Here is a 19,213-nt window from a genome sequence, read left to right on the forward strand (position 1 = left end):
TGAGGTAGCTAATCCCATTACCCAGGAGAGATACAAGGTTGGGTTGAGACGGCTTTTTCGTCGAAGCCCAACAAGGCAAGCGGTGACACTTCCCGTTGGGCTTCGCTGCGCTCAACCCAACCTACGCGTCTAGCCTTGAGGCGCCGTAGGTTAGGTTGAGACGGCTTCTTCGTCGAAGCCCAACAAGACAGGAGGCCTCGACGGACCGCTGTCTAACGCAGCTTCTGCGGCTTGTAGGCGCAATAGTTCGGGCGCGGACCGACCTTTGGGTGGTTGCGGCAGGTTTCCGGGCGCTGGTCGTAGATGGTGCACAGCCGCGTCTTGGGATGCAGATAGATGCAGTCGTTGTTGGACAGCCGCACCAGGGTGAACAACCCGGTCTTGGCATTGAGGCGTTCGACCACGCCGTCCTTCTTGAGCCGCTTGGCGATGTCCTTGAGCGGCTCGCCCTTCTCGAATTCGTCCACCACGCCCATGCGGATCAGATCGGACAGGCGGGCTTCCACTGGCAGGGTGCAGCAGCTGGACACGCAGTCCAGGCACATGGCCTTGTCGTAACGGATCCAGGTTTCGGTGCGATCGAGATCGGCACCGAGAATGCGCAGTATCTGAGCCATGGCTTACTCGGCGAAGGTGACCTGACCATTGGCCAGGGAGGCGACCCGGGCCAGGGATTCGACGCGATAGCCCTGGGCATCCAGTTCGGCGCGACCGACCTGGAAGGACTTCTCGATGACGATGCCAAGGCCGGCGACCTGGGCCCCGGCCTGACCGATGATGGAGATCAGCGCCTTGGCCGCCTTACCGTTGGCAAGGAAGTCGTCGATGATCAGCACCCGATCGTCGGACGAAAGGTGCATGGTCGAGACGGCTATGGTGCTCTCGGTCTGCTTGGTAAAGGAATAGACACTGGCGACCAGTAGATTGTCGGTCAGGGTCAGCGACTGGTGCTTGCGGGCGAAGATCACCGGCACGCCCAGCTCCAGTCCGGTCAGCACCGCCGGAGCGATCCCCGAGGCCTCGATGGTCACGATCTTGGTGATGCCGGCGTCGGCGAAGCGGCGGGCGAACTCCTGACCGATGTCGCGCATCAGCGCCGGATCGATCTGGTGGTTGAGGAAGGCATCGACCTTGAGCACCTGCTCGGAGAGTACTTGGCCTTCGCTGCGAATCTTGGCTTTGAGGCGTTCCACGCGGACGGTCCTTTAACGGCAACGCCCGGGCCTGAGTACAGGACCGGGTCTGGGAATACGGGAGGGCGGCGATTGTGCCCTATCTTTCAAGAAAGTCGTTAGTTTGCCGACAAATCGTCCTATAGGTATCCGCAACGGATAGCCGACGCTTGCCGGTGGCTGGCACAGGAGTGGTCGAACATGGGTGTTTTGTTGTCACCGGGGATTCGCGTGCTGAGCCAGTTCGGCTTCGCCCGCAAGTTCGCCCTGCTGCTGGTGCTGTTCATCCTGCCCCTGGCGGTCAGTCTCTGGCTGCTGGGCGCCGATTTCCAGGCCAAGCTGGCCACCGTCAGTGGCGAGCGCAGTGGTGTGCGGCTGCTGCAACGGCTCGATGCCGTGGAAGAAGAACTCACCCTCCGGCGCAACCTGACCGCGCGCTGGAAGGCGATCGACACCAGTCGGCAGGAGACGCCGGCCGTGCAGGCCGCCATCGCTGCCCTGGAAAGTCGCAACGACAGCCGGCGCGAGCGGCTCGCCCGGCTTGAGCAGCAACTGGCGACCGAAGGGGCCGGCGCGGATGTACAGGCGCGCTTCAAGACCCTGCAGCAGGCGCTCGCCGGGCTCGAGGTCGCGGATCTGCGCGGCCTGGGCTGGTGGCCGGACGGCTACGACAGATTCACCGCCGCCCTCGGCGCCGTCCAGGCGCTGCGCGAGGAAATCGCCCTGGACAGCGGCCTCATCCTCGATCCCTGGATGGAAACCTATCTGCTGATGCAGATCGGCACCACCCAGTCGGTCGAGTTGTACGAACGCCTCGGCCGCCTGGCCAGCGTCGGCCAGGCCAGTGTGGTCTCCGGCCAGTTCAGCCTGCAGAGCCGCCTGCAGCTGCGCGACCTGCGCGCGCGTGTCGGCGACTCTAGCGAAAGCCTGGCCAAGGTCGCCGTCCTGCTCGGCAACAAGCTGCCCGCCGACATGGCCGGCTGGAAGGACGACTACCAGAAGGTCGGCAGCCAGCTGGACGCCAGTCTCAAGACCCTCGATCAGGGGGTGTTCGGCGGCGAGATCACGCTCAAGCCGGAGCAGTTCGAAGCCACGCTGGACGGCGTCCTGCAGGGGCTGCAGACCTTCCGCCAGCAGACCCTGAAGAACCTGGATCAACGGCTGCAATACTATGGCACCGATGCCGTGCGCAGCTTTGGCGCCATTGCCGCCGGCTTCGGTCTGCTGCTGGTGGTGACCTGCTATCTGCTGCTGTGCATGCAGGCCGCCATTCGTGGCAGCGCCCGGCGCATCACCACCCTGGCCGAAGGCCTGCGCGACGGCGATCTGACCCGCTCGGCCCAGGTGAGTGGCCAGGACGAACTGGCCGAGATCGGGCGCGCCCTGGACCTGGCCGTGGTGCAGTTGCGGGGCAGCCTGCAGGCGGTCGAGCAGGAGAGTCGCCAGGTGGGCACGGCTTCCGGCGAACTGGGTCAGCAGGCCGAGGCGGCGCTGGGCGCCGTGGAAGCCCAGCGCCAGCAGATCACCCAGATCGCCACCGCCGCCACCGAACTGGCCGCCACCGCCCAGGGCGTGGCGCGGAGTTGCGAGGAGGCCGCCGGCCGTGCCGAGCAGATGCGCGGCATCGCCGAAGCCAGCCAGAGCGACAGTCGTCAGACCACGGCCAGCATCCAGCGCCTCAACCAGCGCCTGGACGAGACGGCGGCGGCCATGGCCCAGGTCAATGCCCAGGCCGGGCAGATCCAGCAGGTGGTGGACGTCATCCGCGGCATCGCCGAACAGACCAATCTGCTGGCGCTCAACGCCGCCATCGAGGCGGCCCGGGCGGGTGACCAGGGAAGGGGATTCGCGGTGGTCGCCGACGAGGTGCGTTCGCTGTCGCAGCGCACCCAGGCCTCCACGGCGCAGATCGCCGGGACCGTCGGCAGCCTGAGCGGCACCGTGGCCCAGGCCGTGTCCCTGATGCAGGAGGCTTGCGGCCAGGCGGCCAGCGATGCCCAGTCGATCACCGGACTGGGACGGCGGCTGGAAGAGATCGCCGAATCGGTACAGGGCGTCTCCGACACCCTGGTGCAGATCGCCACCGCCGCCGAGCAGCAGGCGGTCACCGCCGATCAGGTCAGCGGCAACATCCAGCAGGTCGATGGGGCCGCGGCCGATCTGCTCGGCAACGCGCGCACGGTGCAGAGCACGGCGGTGGGTCTGGAGGCGGGCAGTCGCACCTTGACGGCCAACACCACCCGTTTCCGCCTGGGCTAGAACGCAGGAGGGGCGCCTCTCAGGGCGCCCCTGCCAGTCACGGAATGGCTGATCAGGCGCGGGTATCGAGCAGCCGGCCCAGGGTTTCCTGGGAGGCCTGCATGACCTTGGTACCGGCCAGCGCCTGGTACTTGCCGACATCCAGATTGACCAGTTCGCTGGCCAGATCGGCCTGGCTGTTGGTGGTCGCGCCCAGGGCTTGCTGCTCGTTGCGCGCCGTCTGGGAGGCGAGGGCGGCACCGGCCTTTTCGACCGTGCGGCTACCGTTCTGGTAGGCCTGCACCCCGGCATAGAGCGAATTGCTTGAAGTCACGTTCATGGACAGGGTCCTCGACGGTGATGTCAAAGGGCTATTGAAGCAGCTTTGACGCCAAAGAACCAGCAGTCCGTGTCGCCGCCTGTGTCCGGCTATTGCCGGATGGTCGCCCGGTTGCCCTGGCCGCTCTGGCGCAGATCGAGGCCGTTGCCTGGGCTTGCCTGACTGATCGAGGCGTACTGGCCAGCGCCCTGCTGGCTGGCGCTGACCTGGGCAGCGCTGGCCAGCCCCGCCTGCAGGAGATGGCCGTCGCCCACCTGCTCGACGCCGAGTTCGACGTTGTCGCCGACCCAGACCGCACTGATCTCGTTGTCGTTGCCCTGGGCCGCCAGGGTCAGGTGGGAATCGTTACCGCCGATCAGGACGCCGGCGCTGTTGCGCTGGCCCTGCTGTTGCAGTTCGAGGCGATTGCCATTGCCGGTCACGCTCGCCTGGACCGCGTTGTCGTCGCCCAGCTGGCGCACGCTGACGCTCTGGGGGCGATCGGCGCGGCTGTTCTGCTGCACCGATGCGCTGTTGCGCTGTTGCGCTGGCCGATCTGGACCAGCTCCGCGTCCTGCTGTCGCGTGCTCTGGCGAATCGTCGCCCGGCGGTCGTCACCCCGCTGCTCGACCATCGCCCGATTGGCACCGCCGCCCTGCAGCAGCTCGACCTCGTTGCGCGCGCCCAGGCTCAGTACGTCCTGGACATGATCGTCGCCCACCTGCCTGAGTCGCGCGGCGCTGTCGCGACCGTCCTGGAACAGATTCAGTCCGTTGCGCTCGCCCTGTTGCTCGATGCGCAGCCGCTGGTCGTCACCGCCCTGGCGTACCAGGGCTTCGTCGAGCAGGCCGCGCTGGACGATGTCCACCGTGTTGCGCTGGCCATGGCCCTGATAGACATAGGCGTGGCTCTGGCTGGCCTCGCGCTGGTCGATGAGGACCTCGCGCGCACCGCCGGCCGCCTGGGTGACATTGGTGAAGTTGCCGACGCCGCCCTGCTCGACGCGGGTACGGTCGCCCTGGGAGGCGCTCTGGGTGAGATAGGCCTGGCTGGCACGACCGCTCTGGCTGACCTCCAGGGTGCCCTGGCGGGTATCGGGTTCCTGGCTCAGGAAGGCGCCGAGGCGCTCGCCGCGCTGCTCCACGAGGGTCTGGTTGTCCAGCGCCCAGGCATGGCTGGTCAGGCCGAGCAGGCCCAGGCAGGTCAGGAACTTGAAGGTAGGCACTGGGGCGATCCGGCAGCGGTAGACAGGGCAGTCTGCCGCCGGCCTGGCCCTGCGGCCATCGCCCGAAAGACTGATATCAGCCCGGCAGGCGCAGGTGCGCGGCGACCGCGACGGGGGTCGCCGCGGCCAGGTGCGGCACCGTGCCCAGGCAGGGCGCCGGCAGGCGTTCGTGCAGGGTGGCGAGGTTGTCGTCCAGGCGCAGGGTGGCCGGCGCCACCAGATTGGCCACCCAGCCGGCCAGTGGCAGGCCGTCGGCGAGGATGGCCTCGGCGCTGAGCAGGGCGTGGTTGATGCAGCCCAGGCGCACACCCACCACCAGGATCACCGGCAGACCCAGCTCGCGGGCCAGATCGGACAGGGACTCGCGGCCGGCCAGGGGCACGCGCCAGCCGCCGGCGCCTTCCACCAGGCTGAAATCGGCCTGCAGCGCTAGGATCCGCCGCACCGGCGCGGCCAGGGCGGCGACGCTGAGGTCGATGCCGGCTTCGCGGGCCGCCAGGTGCGGGGCGATGGCGGGTTCCAGGGCGATGGGATTGATGTCGCTGTAGCCGAGCGGCAGCGAGGTCTCGCCGAGCAGCGCCAGGGCGTCGCCGTTGCGCAGGCCCTCGGCGGTGCGTTCACACCCGGAGGCCACCGGCTTGATCCCGGCGGTGGCGAGACCCTGCAGCCGGGCCCGGTGCAGCAGCCCGGCGGCGATGGTGGTCTTGCCGATCTCGGTGTCGGTGCCGGTGACGAAATAGGCGGGCATGGCGGTCATTCCTTAAAGCCTGTTCAAAGTCTCGCGAGCTAGAGCCAAACAAGGCGAAAATGGCTGAGGAAGCGGAGTTTACGTGGGGTAAATGAGCATTCTGAAGGCATTTTCAACGCCGTTTGGCCGACGCGCAGCAGCCTTTGAACAGGCTCTTGCGCAGCAGGACGTGGATCACCTGGTAGGTGGCGGGCAGCCCAGCGGGCTCGCGCAGGCCCTCGTAGGCCTGGGTGAAGGCGGCCAGGCGCTGGCGCCCGGTGAGGCCCTGGGGGCGTCCCTGGTTGAGGTTGTGGGCGCCGATGGCCTTGAGGTGCTGGGTCAGGGCGCGCAGATCGGGGAAGTGCAGTCGCTCGGGCGCGACCTCCAGCCCCAGCACCTGCAGGCCACTGGCGTGAGCGGCTGCGGCATAGGCCGCCTGCTGACGGAAGCGATTGACGTGCACCTGGTCGTCCACCCGCGCCCAGCTCTGGCGCAGTTCGTCGAGGGTGCCGGCGACCAGGCTGCTGAAGGCCAGTACACCGCCTGGCCGCAGGATGCGACGCGCCTCGGCGAGCACGGCGGGCAGGTCCGGGCACCACTGCAGCGCCAGGCTGGAAAGGATCAGATCACAGCAGGCGTCGCGCAGCGGCAGGCGTTCGGCGTCGGCGGTCAGGTAGTGGCCGGCACCGGCGCCCTGGGCACGGGCATGGCGGAGCATGCCGGGCGCCAGGTCCAGGGCCAGGCCTTCGGCCTGGGGATGGCGCTGGGCCAGGGCGCGGCTGCAATAGCCGGTGCCACTGCCGAGGTCCAGCCAGCGTTGCGGATGCAGAACGGGTAGCCGGGCGAGCAGGCCGTCGGCGACCCGGCGTTGCAGCAGGGCGGCGCCGTCGTACTGCGCGGCGGCGCGGGAAAAGGACAGCGCCACCTGGCGCTTGTCGGGCAATACGTCAGCCATCGCGTCCTGCATAGATGAATTCACGGATACGGGTGGCCACCTCGTCCGGGCGTTCCAGGGGCAGGCCATGGCTGGCGTGCTCCAGGACCTCGACCTGGGCGTTGGGCAGCTCGTCGCGCAGGGCTTGGGCGGCGCTGGCCGGGACCAGGGCGTCATGGGCGCCGAACAGGTGCAGCTGGGGGCCGCTGAAGGCATGCAGGGCGGCGCGGGTGTCCAGGCGCGCGAGCAGCTCCAGACCGGCGATGACCACCTCGGGGTCAATCTCGGGCAGGGTCACCTGCAACTGGCGGGCGAGGGTGCGGCTGTCGCGCGCGCCCTGGGCCACCAGCAGGGTGAAACGCCTGAGGGTCTGGTCGGCGTCCAGCGAGCAGGCCTCGAAGAAATCGGTGAAGACGCTGCGCGCCATGGCGGTCTGCCAGCCGGCGCGGGCGACGAAGCAGGGATTGCTGGCCAGGGTGATGAGGCCGTGCACGCCCTGGGGGCGGCGCAGGGTGAATTCGCTGGCAAGCATGCCGCCCAGCGACCAGCCGGCCAGCCAGCCGCCCTCGGCGATGCGGGCTTCCAGGTCGGTGAACCAGGCCTGGGTGTCGGTCAGGGTCGGCAGCGGTTCGATCAGCACGTCGAGAAAGGGTGCCTGCTCGACGAGTTCGTCACGCAGGGGCTCCAGCGGAGCGTTGCCCAGGCCCCAGCCGGGCAGCAAGATCAGGGTATCGCGCATGGGTCGGTCACTTATCCGCGTCAGGCGGTAATTCGGCCATGGCCTGGGCCAGAGCGTCGAGCAAGAGGTCCACGTGCGCTTCGCGATGGGCCGCCGTCAGGGTTACCCGCAGGCGGGCACTGCCGGCCGGTACGGTGGGCGGTCGGATGGCGGTGACCAGGATCCCGCGTCGGCGCAGGGCGGCGGAGAGTGCGAGGGCGCGCGCGCTGTCGCCGACCAGGATGGGCTGGATCGGCGTGGCGCTGAGCATAAGGTCCAGGCCGAGAGCCGTCGCGCCCCTGCGGAATCTCTGGATCAAAGTGTGCAGAAGCTCACGGCGCCAGCCTTCCTCACGGACGAGTTGCAGGGCGGCGAGGGTGGCGCAGGCCACCGCCGGCGGCTGGCTGGTGGTGTAGATGTAGGGCCGGGCGAACTGGATCAGCGTCTCGATCAGCGCTTCGCTGCCGGCGACAAAGGCCCCGGCGGTGCCGCAGGCCTTGCCCAGGGTGCCGACCAGCACCGGGACCTGACCCTGGTCCAGGCCGAAATGCTCGACGATGCCGCCACCGCTGGCGCCCAGGGTGCCGATGCCATGGGCGTCATCCACCAGGGTCCAGGCGCCGTGACGCTGGGCGACCTGGCAGAGTTCGGGCAGGGCGGCCAGATCGCCGTCCATGCTGAAGACCCCGTCGGTGACCACCAGGGTGTCGCCCTCGGCCTTGGCCAGGCGCGTGGCCAGGCTGGCGGGATCGTTGTGCAGATAGCGGCCGAAGCGCGCGCCGCTGAGCAGACCGGCATCGAGCAGGGAGGCGTGGTTGAGGCGGTCTTCCAGCACGGTGTCGCCACGCCCGACCAGGGCGGTGACCGCCGCCAGGTTGGCCATGTAGCCGGTGGAGAACAGCAGGGCGCGCGGTCGCCCGGTGAGGTCGGCCAGGGCCTCTTCGACCTGGTGGTGCGGACCGCTGTGGCCGATCACCAGGTGCGAGGCGCCACCGCCCACCCCCCAGCGTTCGGCGCCGGCGCGCAGGGCGGCGATCACCTGGGGGTGATTGGCCAGGCCCAGGTAGTCATTGCTGCAGAAGGCCAGCAGGGGTTCGCCATCCACCACCACCTCGGGGCCCTGGGGCGCTTCCAGCAGCGGGCGCCGCCGATAGAGGTGCTCGGCGTGACGCTGGGCCAGGCGGGCGGCGAGGTCGAAGGCCATGGGGTTCTCGATCAGGTGGCAAGGTCCCTCACCCCAGCCCTCTCCCAGGGGGAGAGGGGGAAGAGCAGGAGGGAGCGCGGGGTCAGGCAGTGGCGGCGTCGTAGAAGAGTTCGCCGTTGCGCTGTTCCACCAGGGCCTGCTCGATGGCGGCCTGGTGCACCTCGTCGGCGTGCTCTTCGCGGGCTTCGGGCTGGATGCCGAGGCGGGCGAACAGCTGCATGTCCTTGTCGGCCTGGGGGTTGCCGGTGGTCAGTAGCTTTTCGCCGTAGAAGATGGAGTTGGCGCCGGCCAGGAAGGCCAGGGACTGCATCTGCTCGTTCATCTGCTCGCGACCGGCGGACAGGCGCACATGGGACTTGGGCATGAGGATGCGCGCCACCGCCAGGGTGCGGATGAAGTCGAAGGGATCGACGTCCTTCTCGTCGGCCAGCGGGGTGCCCTGGACCTTGACCAGCATGTTGATCGGCACCGACTCGGGATGCTCGGACAGGTTGGCCAGCTGGATCAGCAGGCCGGCGCGGTCGTCCACCGATTCGCCCATGCCGAGGATGCCGCCGGAGCAGATCTTCATCCCGGCTTCGCGGACGTAGGCCAGGGTCTGCAGGCGCTCGCCGTAGGTGCGGGTGGTGATGATGCTGCCGTAAAACTCCGGCGAGGTGTCCAGGTTGTGGTTGTAGTAGTCCAGGCCGGCGTCGGCCAGGGCGCGGGTCTGCTCCTGGTCCAGGCGGCCGAGGGTCATGCAGGTCTCCAGGCCCAGCGCCTTGACGCCCTGCACCATCTGCAGGACATAGGGCATGTCCTTGGCGGACGGATGCTTCCAGGCGGCGCCCATGCAGAAGCGGGTCGAGCCGATGGCCTTGGCCTCGGCGGCCGCCTCCAGCACCTTCTGCACCTCCATCAGCTTTTCCTTCTCCAGGCCGGTGTTGTAGTGACCGGACTGGGGGCAGTACTTGCAGTCTTCCGGGCAGGCGCCGGTCTTGATCGACAGCAGGGTGGAGACCTGCACGCGATTGGGATCGAAGTGCTGGCGATGCACGCCCTGGGCCTGGAACAGCAGGTCGTTGAAGGGCTGCTGGAACAGGGCGCGGACTTCGGCGAGAGTCCAGTCGTGACGCAGGGCGGTAGCGCTCATGGGAGATCCTCGATGCAGGAGACGGCCGGGTGCCGGAGCGGGGCCGATGAATGCGGTCGACCTTAGCCGAAGTCTGGGTTGACTACTGCTCATAAAGTGAGCAATTGCCGGATTTTTTGCAGGTAGATTGATGGAGTCGCAGGTTGGGTTGAGCGCCAGCGAAGCCCAACAGGGTTGGCACGGCGTGGGTTGTTGGAGTGCGACGGTGGAGCTGTCTCAACCCAAGCTACGCGCTAACCCCCTCTCCCTTTGGGAGAGGGCTGGGGTGAGGGCGAAGCCTAGAGCATCCGCTCCAGCCCCACCGCCTTGACCACCCAGGCGTTGAAGCGCCGCCAGGCGCTGCCCGGTTCGTGGTGCAGCACCCGCGGCTGGCCGTCGCGCTCGCTGACCCACTCCAGCCGCACCTGCCCGCGATCCTCGACACGCCTGACCGCATAGGAGACGCTCGGGGCCATGCCCTGCAGCATCAGCTGGCGCAGGCGACCGGTGAGGGCCGGGCTGTCCACCAGGATGCCGACCTCGGTGTTCCACAGCACCGAGCGCGGATCGAAATTGAAGGAGCCGATGAAGGACCAGCGCCCGTCGATGGCCATGGCCTTGCTGTGCAGGCTGGATTCGGATTCGCCAAAGCTGTAGGGCAGGGCGGAGCGTTTCTGGTCCGGGCGGGCGCGCAACTCATAGAGCCTGACCCCCTGGGCCAGCAGGGCCGCGCGATAGGGCGCATAGCCGGCGTGCACGGCGGGCACGTCGGTGGCTTCCAGGGCGTTGGTCAGCACCCGGACATCGACGCCGCGGGCGGCCAGGCCACCCAGGTAGGCGACCCCCTGATTCATCGGCACGAAGTAGGAAGAGACCAGCAGCAGTTCGTGCTGGGCGTCGTCCAAGGTCGGTTGCAACTGATGGGTGAGCAGCAGCTGCCAATCCGGTTCGTCCTCGGCCAGCACCTTGCGCGGCGCATCCCAGAATGCCTGGGCATGGGCCCAGGTCAGCTCCTGCAGCCAGCCGTCGAGCCGGGGCGCGGTGGCGTAGCGCCGCAGACGGTTGTACAGCGCCAGGTCGCGGGTGCGTTCGCTGTCGAGGTAGTGATGCAGCCGTGCGCGCAGCCGCACCAGGGCGGTGGGCGAGGGGGCGAACCAGCGCAGCCGCCGGGCCGGCTGGCTCAGCGGACTGTTCCAGTACTGGTCGAAGCTGGTACCCAGCTGGCGTGCCACCGGGCCGGCGGCGAGCAGGTCGAGATCGGTGAAGTTCATCTCCGGGCGGGCATCGAAGTACTCGTCACCCAGGTTGCGGCCGCCGACAATGGCCACGCTGTCGTCGGCCAGCCACAGCTTGTTGTGCATGCGGCGGTGCTGATGGTTGAGATCCACCAGGCGGCCCAGGGCCCGGGTCGGACCGGTGCTGCGACCCAGGTGCAGCGGATTGAAGACGCGGATCTGCACATTGGGATGGGCCGCCAGCACGGCGATCTGGTAGTCGTTGCCGTCGCTGCTGGTGTCGTCGATGAGAAAGCGGATGCGCACGCCGCGATCCGCCGCCTTGAGCAGTTCGTTGACCAGCAGCCGCGTGGTCAGGCCGTCGTGGACGATGTAGTACTGGATGTCCAGGCTGCGCTGGGCCTTGCGGATCAGCTCGGCACGAGCGGTGAAGGCGTCGGTGCTGGTTTCCAGCAGACGCAGACCCGACAGGCCCGGATGGGTGGCGCCGGCCGTGCGCACCTGGCGGTCCAGGGCGGTGCCGGCGACCGGCAGGACCTGGGAGGCGTGGCGCGGAATCGGTGTGGCGCAGCCGGCCAGCAGCACCAGCAGCAGGGGCACGACCAGGCGGATCACAGGCTGTCCTTGAGGCAATACCAGAGCATGCCCAGGGCCAGCAGCGGCGACCTCAGGTGGCGACCGCCGGGAAAGCGCGCATGGGGCACCCGGGCGAACAGGTCGAAACCGGCCGACTGGGCGAGGATCGCCTCGGCCAGCAGGTGACCGGCCAGGTGGGTGGCGTTGACCCCGTGACCGGCATAGGCCTGGGCATGGAAGACATTGGGGTGCTCGCGCAGCCGGCCGATCTGCGGCAGGCGATTGGCGCCGATGCCGATCATGCCGCCCCAGGCGTAGTCCACCCGCACGTCCGCGAGTTCGGGGAAGACCTCCAGCATCTTCGGCCGCATGTAGCCGGCGATGTCCCTGGGATCGCGTCCGGAATAGTGGCAGGCGCCGCCGAACAGCAGGCGGCGGTCGGCGGAGAGGCGGAAATAGTCCACCGCCACGTTCTGGTCGCAGACCGCGCGATTGCCCGGCAGCAGCCGCGCGGCGCGTTCGGCCGAGAGCGGCTCGGTGGCGATCACATAGCTGCCGGCCGGCAGGACCTGGGCGGCGAGATCGGGTTGCAGGTCGTCGATATAGGCGTTGCAGCAGAGCACCAGGGTCTCGGCCGAGACCCGGCCGCGGGCGGTGTGGACGCGCACCTGGGGGCCGTATTCCAGGCGGATGACCTGGCTGTCCTCGAAGAGCTGCACGCCTAGCGCCCGGGCCGCGGCGGCTTCGCCGAGGGCCAGGTTGAGCGGATGCAGGTGGCCGGAGCCCTCGTCGATCAGAGCACCCTGGTAGCGCTCGGAACCCACCACCTGCGCCAGTCGGGCCTTGGGCACCAGGCGCAGCGGATGGGGATAGCCCAGGGCCTGCAGCGCGGCATGCTCTTCCTGCAGGTGCTGCCAGTGACGCGGCTTGTTGGCCAGGTCGGCGAAGCCCCAGGAGAGAGCGCAGTCGATGCCGTGGCGGGCGATGCGCTGACGCACCAGGTCCACCGCCTCGAAGCCCAGGCGCTTGAGTTCGCGCACCCCCTCGGTGCCAACGACCGGTTCGAATTGCTCGACGTCATGCCCGACGCCGCGGATCAATTGGCCGCCGTTGCGGCCGCTGGCGCCCCAGCCGATGCGGCGGGCTTCCAGCAGCACCACCCGGGCGCCGCGCTCGGCCAGTTCCAGGGCGGTAGTGAGCCCGGAAAAGCCCCCGCCGACCACGCAGACATCCGCCTGGACCTCGCCCTCCAGGGGCGGAAAGTCCAGGTCCAGATTGGCGGTGGCGGCGTAGTAGGAAGGCGCGTGGGGGTGCATGGAAGACGGCGGTCGGCTGGGGACAGGGGCGCCATGCTAAGCCGTCGGGCGTTGGGCGACCAGGGTAAAGCTCATCGGCAACTGGGCGGTCTGGCCGATGTAGCCGTCATAGTCGGCCTCGCGATTGGAGTGCGGATGCTCTTCCAGCCGTTGCAGCGCCAGGCCGGTGTCCAGGCAGGCGGTGACGATGGCCCCCAGGGTATGGATATGCCAGTAGCTCGGCGCGCCCTGGCCGTGATCCAGGCCGTCGTAGGTGATGAGGTCCGTGCTGACCAGCGGCTCGCGGCGGAAGTAGCTGTAGCGCGGCATCAGCGGCTGGTCCGCATGGGGCTCGAAGACTTCCAGGAAGGGATGGGTCTCGTAGATCACCAGGCGCCCACCCGGGGCCAGCAGGCTTTGCACCGCGGCGAAGAAGGCCGGCAGGTCCGGCATCCAGTTCAATACGCCAATGGTGATCAGCACCAGGTCGTGCTGGCCGAGCCCGGCGGGCAGGGCATAGATGTCGGCCGCCACCAGTCGCGGCGCCAGGCCCGCGGCTGCGGCCAGCTGCTCGCCTTGGGCGAGAAAGGCCGGCGACTGGTCGATGCCCAGCGCGGGACGGCCGCCAAGGCTGGCCAGGGAGAGCAATTCGCGGGCGTTGTTGCAGCCGACCTGGGCGCAACTCAGGCCGCGGATGTCCAGTGCGGTGAGGGTGGCGGTCAGGCAGTCATCCAGGACCGAGAAGCCGGGTTGCCGGACCTGTTCCAGCAGGCGCTGCCAGTCCTCGCCCCAGGCATGGAGCGGCGCCGACAGCTCCCAGGCCTGGCGATTGGCGGCGGTGATGAGTTGGCGTTGGCGGGGATCCATGGCGTGGCCTGCTTGGCGATCTGACGAAAGATCGCAGCCTAGCCGGTGATCCCCGGGGTCGCCAGCCGTTAGTCCGGCACCGGCAGACTCAGGGTCTCCTTGATCTCTTCCATCACGATGTAGCTCTTGGATTCGCGCACATGGGGCAGCTTGAGTAGGATGTCGCCCAGCAGCTTGCGATAGGAGGCCATCTCGGAGATGCGCGCCTTGACCAGGTAGTCGAATTCGCCTGAGACCAGGTGGCATTCCAGCACCTGGGGCAGCTTGAGCACGGCGCGGCGGAATTCCTCGAAGGTGTCGCCGGACTTGTAGTCCAGGCTCAACTCGACGAACACCAGCAGCCCGGCCTTGAGGTGCTGCGGATTGAGGCGGGCGTTGTAGCCCTGGATGATGCCCTCGCGCTCCAGCCGGCGGACGCGCTCGGTGCAGGGCGTGGTGGACAGCCCCACCCGTTCGCCCAGCTCGGTGAAGGAGATGCGGCCATCGTCCTGGAGGATGCGCAGGATGTTGCGGTCGATCTTGTCCAGCTCGCGTCTGGCCTGGTGATGGGTACGCATCGCGGGGGTCTCTGCCAAAGGGGTCTTTACCGGAAAATTACTCCGAATATAGGCAATTCTTCAGTGATTAGCACTGCGAGCGGCTTTCTATACTTGCCGTATCTGCCTTCATTCCGACGAAAGCCGGCGAAATCCTCTCGCCGGCCAGGAGCTAGCGATGCGTGTACTGGTTTTGGGTAGCGGCGTCATCGGCACGACCAGCGCCTACTATCTGGCCCGTCAGGGTTTCGAGGTGGTCGTGGTCGATCGCCAGGCCGGTCCCGCCCTGGAGACCAGCCATGCCAATGCCGGTCAGGTCTCGCCGGGCTATGCTTCGCCCTGGGCCGCGCCCGGCGTACCGCTCAAGGCGCTCAAGTGGCTGTTCCAGAAGCACGCGCCCCTGGCCATCCGCCTGACCGGCGACAGCAGCCAGTACCTGTGGATGGCGCAGATGCTGCGCAACTGCACCGCGGCCCGCTATGCGGTCAACAAGGAACGCATGGTGCGGTTGTCCGAATACAGCCGCGACTGCCTCGACGAGCTGCGCCTGGACACCGGCATCGCCTACGAAGGCCGCCAGCTGGGCACCACCCAGATCTTCCGCACCCAGCAGCAGGTGGAGGCCGCGGCCAAGGACATCGCCGTGCTGGAGCGCTCTGGCGTGCCCTTCGAGCTGCTCGACCGCGACGGCGTGGCCCGGGTCGAACCGGCGCTGGCGGCGGTCAAGCACAGGCTGGCCGGCGGCCTGCGCCTGCCCAACGACCAGACCGGCGACTGCTTCCTGTTCACCAATCGCCTGGCCGAGGAGGCCCGCCGCCTGGGCGTGGAATTCCGCTTCGGCGCCGAGATCCAGCAACTCAGCGCCAGTGGCGATCGCATCGACGGCGTCAGGGTCGATGGCGAACTGCTCACCGCCGACCACTACGTCCTGGCCCTGGGCAGCTATTCGCCACAGCTGCTGGCGCCCCTGGGCATCCGCGCGCCGGTCTATCCGCTCAAGGGTTATTCGCTGACGGTGCCCATCGTCGATGCCGCCATGGCGCCGACCTCGACCATCCTCGACGAGACCTACAAGGTCGCCATCACCCGCTTCGACGATCGCATCCGCGTCGGCGGCATGGCCGAGATCTGCGGCTTCGACCTGAACCTGGATCCACGCCGCCGCGCGACCCTGGAAATGATCACCGGCGACCTCTATCCTCGCGGCGGCGACCTCGCCCGGGCCAGTTTCTGGACCGGTCTGCGACCCGCCACCCCGGACGGGACCCCCATCGTCGGTGCCACCCGCTATCGCAACCTGTTCCTCAATACCGGGCACGGGACGCTGGGCTGGACCATGGCCTGTGGCTCCGGTCGTCTGCTGGCCGATCTGATCGCCCGCAAGCAGCCGCAGATCAGCGCCGAGGGTCTCGACATCTCCCGTTATTCCGCTACTCAGGAGTCCCCGCGCAATGCCCGTACAGCGTCTGCACACTGATCGCCGCCTCAGCGAAATTAATATCCACAACGGCACCGTCTACCTGGCCGGCCAGCTGGCCGACGACTTTTCCGGCGACATCTACCAGCAGACCCGCGAGACCCTGGCCAACGTCGACAAATTTCTCGCCGAGGCCGGCAGCGACAAGCAGCACATCCTGGTGGTGACCATCTTCCTGCGCGACATCGCCCTGCACTTCGAGGGCATGAATCGCGCCTGGGACGAGTGGGCCGCCCAGGGCGCCACCCCGGGTCGCACCACCGTCGAAGCCAAGCTGGCCAAGCCGGACATCCTGGTGGAAATGAACGTCATCGCCGCCGTCAAGGCGTAGCGTCCTCATCCCCTCTCCCTTCGGGAGAGGGCCAGGGTGAGGGTGTTTCAACGCCCCCAAACTTTATCTCTCTGCCGAGACCTCCCATGCGTCCCGCCCGCGCCGTCATCGACCTCGCCGCCCTGCGCCAGAACTATCGCCTGGCACTTGAACTCTCCGATGCCCGCGCCCTGGCGGTGATCAAGGCCGATGCCTATGGCCATGGCGCCGTGGCGGTGGCCAGCGCCCTGGCCAAGGAAGCCGACGGCTTCGCCGTGGCCTGCATCGAGGAGGCCCTGGAGCTGCGCGCCGCCGGGATCCGTGCGCCCATCCTGCTGCTGGAAGGCTTCTTCGGCATCGACGAATTGCCGCTGATTGCCGAGCACGAGCTCTGGACGGTGATCCACGCTGACTGGCAGCTGGAGGCCCTGGAGCGGGCCACCCTGGTGCGGCCGCTGCAGGTCTGGCTGAAGCTGGATTCCGGCATGCACCGGGTCGGCTTCTTTCCCCAGGACTACGCCGCCGCCTACCGGCGACTGCTGGCCAGCGGCAAGGTCAGCGGCATCGTCAAGCTGACCCACTTCGCCCGCGCCGACGAACCGGACAGCCCGGCTACCGCGGCGCAGATCGCCACCTTCCGCGCGGCCACCGAGGGCCTGCCCGGACCCACCAGCCTGCGCAATTCGCCGGCGACCCTGGGCTGGCCCCAGGCGGCCGGTGACTGGGTGCGCCCGGGGCTGATGCTCTATGGCGTCTCGCCCTTCGCTACGCCCCGGGCTGCCGCCGAACGACTGCAACCGGTGATGACCCTGACCTCGCGGGTGATCGCCGTACGCGAACTGGCAGCCGGCGAGCCGGTGGGCTATGGCGCGCGCTTCGTCACCACCGGGCCGACCCGGGTCGGCGTGGTCGCCCTGGGCTATGCCGACGGCTATCCGCGCCATGCGCCCAACGGCACCCCGGTGGCCATCGCAGGCCGTCCCGGTCAACTGATCGGCCGGGTATCCATGGACATGCTTACCGTCGACCTCACCGATCATCCCCAGGCCGGGGTGGGCAGCGAGGTGGAATTCTGGGGCCGCCAGGTGTCGGTGGCGGACCTGGCGGAACGCTGCGACACCATTCCCTACCAGTTGCTGTGCAACCTCAAGCGGGTGGCGCGCAGCTATCGCGACTAGGCCCTGGGCAGGGCCTCCGGGCGCTGCCGCCGCCAGGCGAACGCCTTGCGGGGGCCGCACGTCCGTCGTGGTGTTGTAAATCTCGAACAGCGTTGCCATGATGCCGAACACCGTGCCGCGGCACGCCTTCAGCGCGTGGCCTCGCCACGTCTCCCCCGCCTGCTCGAGGAGTCTTTCCCACCTTGGACGTCGGTGCCCGCCTGCAAACCATCCGTACCCTCAAGGGCCTCTCCCAGCGCGAACTGGCCAAGCGTGCCGGGGTGACCAACAGCACCATCTCGATGATCGAGAAGAACAGCGTCAGTCCCTCCATCAGCTCGCTGAAAAAGGTGCTGGCCGGCATCCCCATGTCCCTGGTGGAATTCTTTTCCCTGGACCTGGAGCAGGACACGCCGACCCAGGTGGTCTATCGCGCCAATGAACTCATCGACATCTCCAGTGGCGCCCACACCGTGCGCATGCGCCTGGTCGGTCGGGCCCATCCCAGCCGCGCCCTGGCCTTTCTCGACGAGACCTATCCGCCCGGCGCCGACACCGGCGAAGAGATGTACGCCCATGAAGGCGAGGAGGCCGGCCTGGTGGTGGAAGGCCGCCTGGAGCTGACCGTGGGCGGCGAGGTGCACATCCTCGAACCCGGCGACAGCTACTACTTCGAAAGCAGCCGCCCGCATCGCTTCCGCAATCCCTTCGAAGCCCCCGCCCGATTGATCAGCGCGACCACGCCGGCGAATTTCTGAGCCCCCGCGGCAAGGCGGTGACGGGTTGGGAAACGGCGCAGTCTTTTCCGCCTGGAGGCCGGTGCGGGAGCGGCCCTCACCCCAGCCCTCTCCCGGAGGGAGAGGGGGCTGTTCGAGTGGGCGTTTGTCCACAGTGCTCCAAGACAGATCGCGATCGGCGCCGCGATAGGAATTTCAGCGGCGAATCGCGGCCATGGGCCGCTCCTATAGGGTGATGCTTTTGTAGGAGCGGTCGCTACGGCGCACCGGCATGGCCGCGATAAAGACAGTTGCTACTACGAGCCAGTCCTCCACAGCTCCCCTTCATCGATCCCCAGCGCCGCCAGCTCCGCCCGGCGTAGCGGTTCGTCCTGGGCGAGAAAGAATTCGTCCAGTTGCGGTGGCGCCACGCCGCTGGCCAGGAGCAGGGCGTGGGCCTGGCCGCGGTGGTGCAGCTGGTGCACGAAGAGGTGCTGCAGGGTGCGCAGTCGCCCTTCCCGTACCGGGCCGCTGGCGCGGGGCAGGGTGATGAGCTGGGTCAGTTGCTGGGGACCGAGGCTGCGGCACAGGGCGATCAGGCGCTGATCGCTGGCGCTCTGGGCCGCATGCAGCGTCGCCAGGTCAGGCCAGGCGGTATCCTGGTAGGGCCGGGGCTGATCGTGCAGGGCATCGAGATAGAAGCGATCGACATCGAGCAGATGGCCGAGCAGGGCCCAGAGCGAGCCGAAGAAGGCGGCGGGTTGGGGCGCCCGCAGGGCTTCCGGTGACAAACCGGCGCAGGCCGCCAGCAGGCGATGGTTCGACCAGCGATTGTTGCAGGCCTGGGCCAGCAGCAGGGGAGTGGTCATGAGCAATTCCTCGGCAGGGCGCGCGGACACCTACTGTAACCTGCGGCGGTGTGGCGGAGGTCGCAGCCTGGGCCCCCTTGGCATTGAGCCGCTGCCGGCACTTTGCCATGCTCCGCCGCTCTGCTCTCTATCTGCAAGGATGCGCCTGATGCCTAGAATTTCGCCCTGGTTCGGCCTGGTCGCCGCCCTGTGCCTGGGTGCCCCGGTCCGGGCCGCCGACTCCGTCGCCCTGCCCGACCTGCCCTACATCCCCCTGGGCGTGGTCGGCCACGACAACAACGCCGCCTATCCCGATGCGCAGATGGAAAGGCGCCTGCAGCTGCTCGACCGCTACAACCTGCGCAGCTATCGCTCGGGTGAATTCCTGCTGCTGGATCTGCCCCGCCTGGATCGCCTGGTGGCCCTGGCCCGCCAGTACCGCATCACCCTGCGACCGGTGATCACCCAGCAACTGACTCAGGCCCAGGCCTATGCCCTGGCCAAGCGCTACGCCAAGGACATCAAGATCTGGGAGATCGGCAACGAGC

Annotated in this window: 20 protein-coding genes and 1 pseudogene; 6 read left to right on the top strand and 15 right to left on the bottom strand. The window is 68.1% G+C overall.

From position 1 onward, the window contains the following. Positions 1–212: 212 nt before the first annotated feature. On the bottom strand, positions 213–617 hold the full coding sequence (locus GSQ95_RS18480) for a YkgJ family cysteine cluster protein (protein ID WP_158889590.1): 405 nt from the start codon (positions 615–617) through the stop codon (positions 213–215). Between the two features lie 3 nt (positions 618–620). Further along, positions 621–1,193 carry a xanthine phosphoribosyltransferase gene (locus GSQ95_RS18485; RefSeq protein ID WP_044343057.1) on the bottom strand — a complete coding sequence of 191 codons (573 nt, stop codon included), beginning with the start codon at positions 1,191–1,193 and terminating at the stop codon, positions 621–623. A 180-nt stretch (positions 1,194–1,373) separates the two neighbouring features. On the opposite strand from GSQ95_RS18485, the gene GSQ95_RS18490 reads away from it, so the two are divergent. Beyond that, on the top strand, positions 1,374–3,431 hold the full coding sequence (locus GSQ95_RS18490; RefSeq protein ID WP_178118353.1) for a methyl-accepting chemotaxis protein: 2,058 nt from the start codon (positions 1,374–1,376) through the stop codon (positions 3,429–3,431). A gap of 52 nt (positions 3,432–3,483) precedes the next feature. Here the strand turns inward: GSQ95_RS18490 and GSQ95_RS18495 are convergent, their stop codons facing one another. The 12 genes from GSQ95_RS18495 to GSQ95_RS18545 all read right to left on the bottom strand — a co-directional run bounded on the left by GSQ95_RS18495 (position 3,484) and on the right by GSQ95_RS18545 (position 14,178). Further along, positions 3,484–3,750, bottom strand: coding sequence for a hypothetical protein (locus GSQ95_RS18495; RefSeq protein ID WP_058791715.1), 267 nt, complete (start codon positions 3,748–3,750; stop codon positions 3,484–3,486). 89 nt (positions 3,751–3,839) lie between these two features. After that, complete coding sequence (locus GSQ95_RS26175; protein WP_178118352.1) at positions 3,840–4,211, bottom strand: hypothetical protein; 372 nt, start codon at positions 4,209–4,211, stop codon at positions 3,840–3,842. Next, a complete protein-coding gene (locus GSQ95_RS18500) occupies positions 4,169–4,954 on the bottom strand; it encodes a hypothetical protein (protein ID WP_178118351.1) in 786 nt (261 codons plus the stop codon). The genes GSQ95_RS26175 and GSQ95_RS18500 overlap by 43 nt, the downstream gene beginning before the upstream one ends. A 76-nt stretch (positions 4,955–5,030) precedes the next feature. Further along, positions 5,031–5,702, bottom strand: coding sequence for a dethiobiotin synthase (gene bioD, locus GSQ95_RS18505; RefSeq protein ID WP_158889588.1), 672 nt, complete (start codon positions 5,700–5,702; stop codon positions 5,031–5,033). Between the two features lie 112 nt (positions 5,703–5,814). After that, positions 5,815–6,648 (bottom strand): malonyl-ACP O-methyltransferase BioC, encoded by an 834-nt coding sequence (gene bioC / locus GSQ95_RS18510; protein WP_158889586.1) that lies wholly within the window; start codon positions 6,646–6,648, stop codon positions 5,815–5,817. Beyond that, a complete protein-coding gene (locus GSQ95_RS18515) occupies positions 6,629–7,354 on the bottom strand; it encodes an alpha/beta fold hydrolase (protein WP_158889584.1) in 726 nt (241 codons plus the stop codon). The genes bioC and GSQ95_RS18515 overlap by 20 nt, the downstream gene beginning before the upstream one ends. Positions 7,355–7,361: 7 nt before the next feature. Then, positions 7,362–8,537, bottom strand: coding sequence for an 8-amino-7-oxononanoate synthase (gene bioF, locus GSQ95_RS18520; protein WP_158889582.1), 1,176 nt, complete (start codon positions 8,535–8,537; stop codon positions 7,362–7,364). An 82-nt stretch (positions 8,538–8,619) separates the two neighbouring features. Beyond that, a complete protein-coding gene (gene bioB / locus GSQ95_RS18525) occupies positions 8,620–9,669 on the bottom strand; it encodes a biotin synthase BioB (RefSeq protein WP_158889580.1) in 1,050 nt (349 codons plus the stop codon). 278 nt (positions 9,670–9,947) lie between these two features. Continuing rightward, positions 9,948–11,498: a phospholipase D family protein gene (locus GSQ95_RS18530; protein WP_158889577.1), complete on the bottom strand. Its 1,551-nt coding sequence runs from the start codon at positions 11,496–11,498 to the stop codon at positions 9,948–9,950. After that, entirely contained in the window at positions 11,495–12,775 is a 1,281-nt protein-coding gene (locus GSQ95_RS18535) for an FAD-binding oxidoreductase (RefSeq protein WP_158889575.1), read from the bottom strand. The genes GSQ95_RS18530 and GSQ95_RS18535 overlap by 4 nt, the downstream gene beginning before the upstream one ends. A 36-nt stretch (positions 12,776–12,811) precedes the next feature. Next, entirely contained in the window at positions 12,812–13,621 is an 810-nt protein-coding gene (locus GSQ95_RS18540; RefSeq protein ID WP_158889573.1) for a bifunctional 2-polyprenyl-6-hydroxyphenol methylase/3-demethylubiquinol 3-O-methyltransferase UbiG, read from the bottom strand. Between the two features lie 68 nt (positions 13,622–13,689). After that, positions 13,690–14,178 carry an Lrp/AsnC ligand binding domain-containing protein gene (locus GSQ95_RS18545; RefSeq protein ID WP_007159864.1) on the bottom strand — a complete coding sequence of 163 codons (489 nt, stop codon included), beginning with the start codon at positions 14,176–14,178 and terminating at the stop codon, positions 13,690–13,692. A 157-nt stretch (positions 14,179–14,335) separates the two neighbouring features. Between GSQ95_RS18545 and dadA the strand changes: the two genes are divergently transcribed. The 4 genes from dadA to GSQ95_RS18565 all read left to right on the top strand — a co-directional run bounded on the left by dadA (position 14,336) and on the right by GSQ95_RS18565 (position 17,859). Next, positions 14,336–15,634, top strand: a complete 1,299-nt coding sequence (gene dadA, locus GSQ95_RS18550) for a D-amino acid dehydrogenase (RefSeq protein ID WP_158889571.1) — start codon at positions 14,336–14,338, stop codon at positions 15,632–15,634. Further along, entirely contained in the window at positions 15,609–15,965 is a 357-nt protein-coding gene (locus tag GSQ95_RS18555; RefSeq protein ID WP_027597427.1) for a RidA family protein, read from the top strand. Before dadA ends, GSQ95_RS18555 begins: the two co-directional genes overlap by 26 nt. A gap of 86 nt (positions 15,966–16,051) precedes the next feature. Then, entirely contained in the window at positions 16,052–17,122 is a 1,071-nt protein-coding gene (alr, locus tag GSQ95_RS18560; RefSeq protein WP_158889569.1) for an alanine racemase, read from the top strand. A 182-nt stretch (positions 17,123–17,304) separates the two neighbouring features. Further along, on the top strand, positions 17,305–17,859 hold the full coding sequence (locus GSQ95_RS18565) for a cupin domain-containing protein (protein WP_007159860.1): 555 nt from the start codon (positions 17,305–17,307) through the stop codon (positions 17,857–17,859). Between the two features lie 275 nt (positions 17,860–18,134). On the opposite strand, the gene GSQ95_RS18570 is transcribed toward GSQ95_RS18565, so the two are convergent. Continuing rightward, positions 18,135–18,686, bottom strand: coding sequence for a DinB family protein (locus GSQ95_RS18570; protein ID WP_158889567.1), 552 nt, complete (start codon positions 18,684–18,686; stop codon positions 18,135–18,137). Between the two features lie 148 nt (positions 18,687–18,834). Between GSQ95_RS18570 and GSQ95_RS18575 the strand changes: the two are divergent. Then, positions 18,835–19,213, top strand: a pseudogene (locus tag GSQ95_RS18575) (hypothetical protein); the annotation flags it as partial.

This window comes from Pseudomonas sp. BAV 4579 (assembly GCF_009765395.1).
Taxonomy (GTDB): domain Bacteria; phylum Pseudomonadota; class Gammaproteobacteria; order Pseudomonadales; family Pseudomonadaceae; genus Chryseomonas; species Chryseomonas aestiva.

Excerpts from the sequence above, each read along its gene's own strand:
- GSQ95_RS18480 (WP_158889590.1), bottom strand. The coding sequence starts at position 617 with ATGGCTCAGATACTGCGCATTCTCGGTGCCGATCTCGATCGCACCGAA.
- GSQ95_RS18490 (WP_178118353.1), top strand. The coding sequence starts at position 1,374 with ATGGGTGTTTTGTTGTCACCGGGGATTCGCGTGCTGAGCCAGTTCGGC.
- GSQ95_RS18495 (WP_058791715.1), bottom strand. The coding sequence starts at position 3,750 with ATGAACGTGACTTCAAGCAATTCGCTCTATGCCGGGGTGCAGGCCTAC.
- bioD (WP_158889588.1), bottom strand. The coding sequence starts at position 5,702 with ATGCCCGCCTATTTCGTCACCGGCACCGACACCGAGATCGGCAAGACC.
- bioC (WP_158889586.1), bottom strand. The coding sequence starts at position 6,648 with ATGCAGGACGCGATGGCTGACGTATTGCCCGACAAGCGCCAGGTGGCG.
- GSQ95_RS18515 (WP_158889584.1), bottom strand. The coding sequence starts at position 7,354 with ATGCGCGATACCCTGATCTTGCTGCCCGGCTGGGGCCTGGGCAACGCT.
- bioF (WP_158889582.1), bottom strand. The coding sequence starts at position 8,537 with ATGGCCTTCGACCTCGCCGCCCGCCTGGCCCAGCGTCACGCCGAGCAC.
- bioB (WP_158889580.1), bottom strand. The coding sequence starts at position 9,669 with ATGAGCGCTACCGCCCTGCGTCACGACTGGACTCTCGCCGAAGTCCGC.
- GSQ95_RS18535 (WP_158889575.1), bottom strand. The coding sequence starts at position 12,775 with ATGCACCCCCACGCGCCTTCCTACTACGCCGCCACCGCCAATCTGGAC.
- GSQ95_RS18540 (WP_158889573.1), bottom strand. The coding sequence starts at position 13,621 with ATGGATCCCCGCCAACGCCAACTCATCACCGCCGCCAATCGCCAGGCC.
- GSQ95_RS18545 (WP_007159864.1), bottom strand. The coding sequence starts at position 14,178 with ATGCGTACCCATCACCAGGCCAGACGCGAGCTGGACAAGATCGACCGC.
- dadA (WP_158889571.1), top strand. The coding sequence starts at position 14,336 with ATGCGTGTACTGGTTTTGGGTAGCGGCGTCATCGGCACGACCAGCGCC.
- GSQ95_RS18555 (WP_027597427.1), top strand. The coding sequence starts at position 15,609 with ATGCCCGTACAGCGTCTGCACACTGATCGCCGCCTCAGCGAAATTAAT.
- alr (WP_158889569.1), top strand. The coding sequence starts at position 16,052 with ATGCGTCCCGCCCGCGCCGTCATCGACCTCGCCGCCCTGCGCCAGAAC.
- GSQ95_RS18570 (WP_158889567.1), bottom strand. The coding sequence starts at position 18,686 with ATGACCACTCCCCTGCTGCTGGCCCAGGCCTGCAACAATCGCTGGTCG.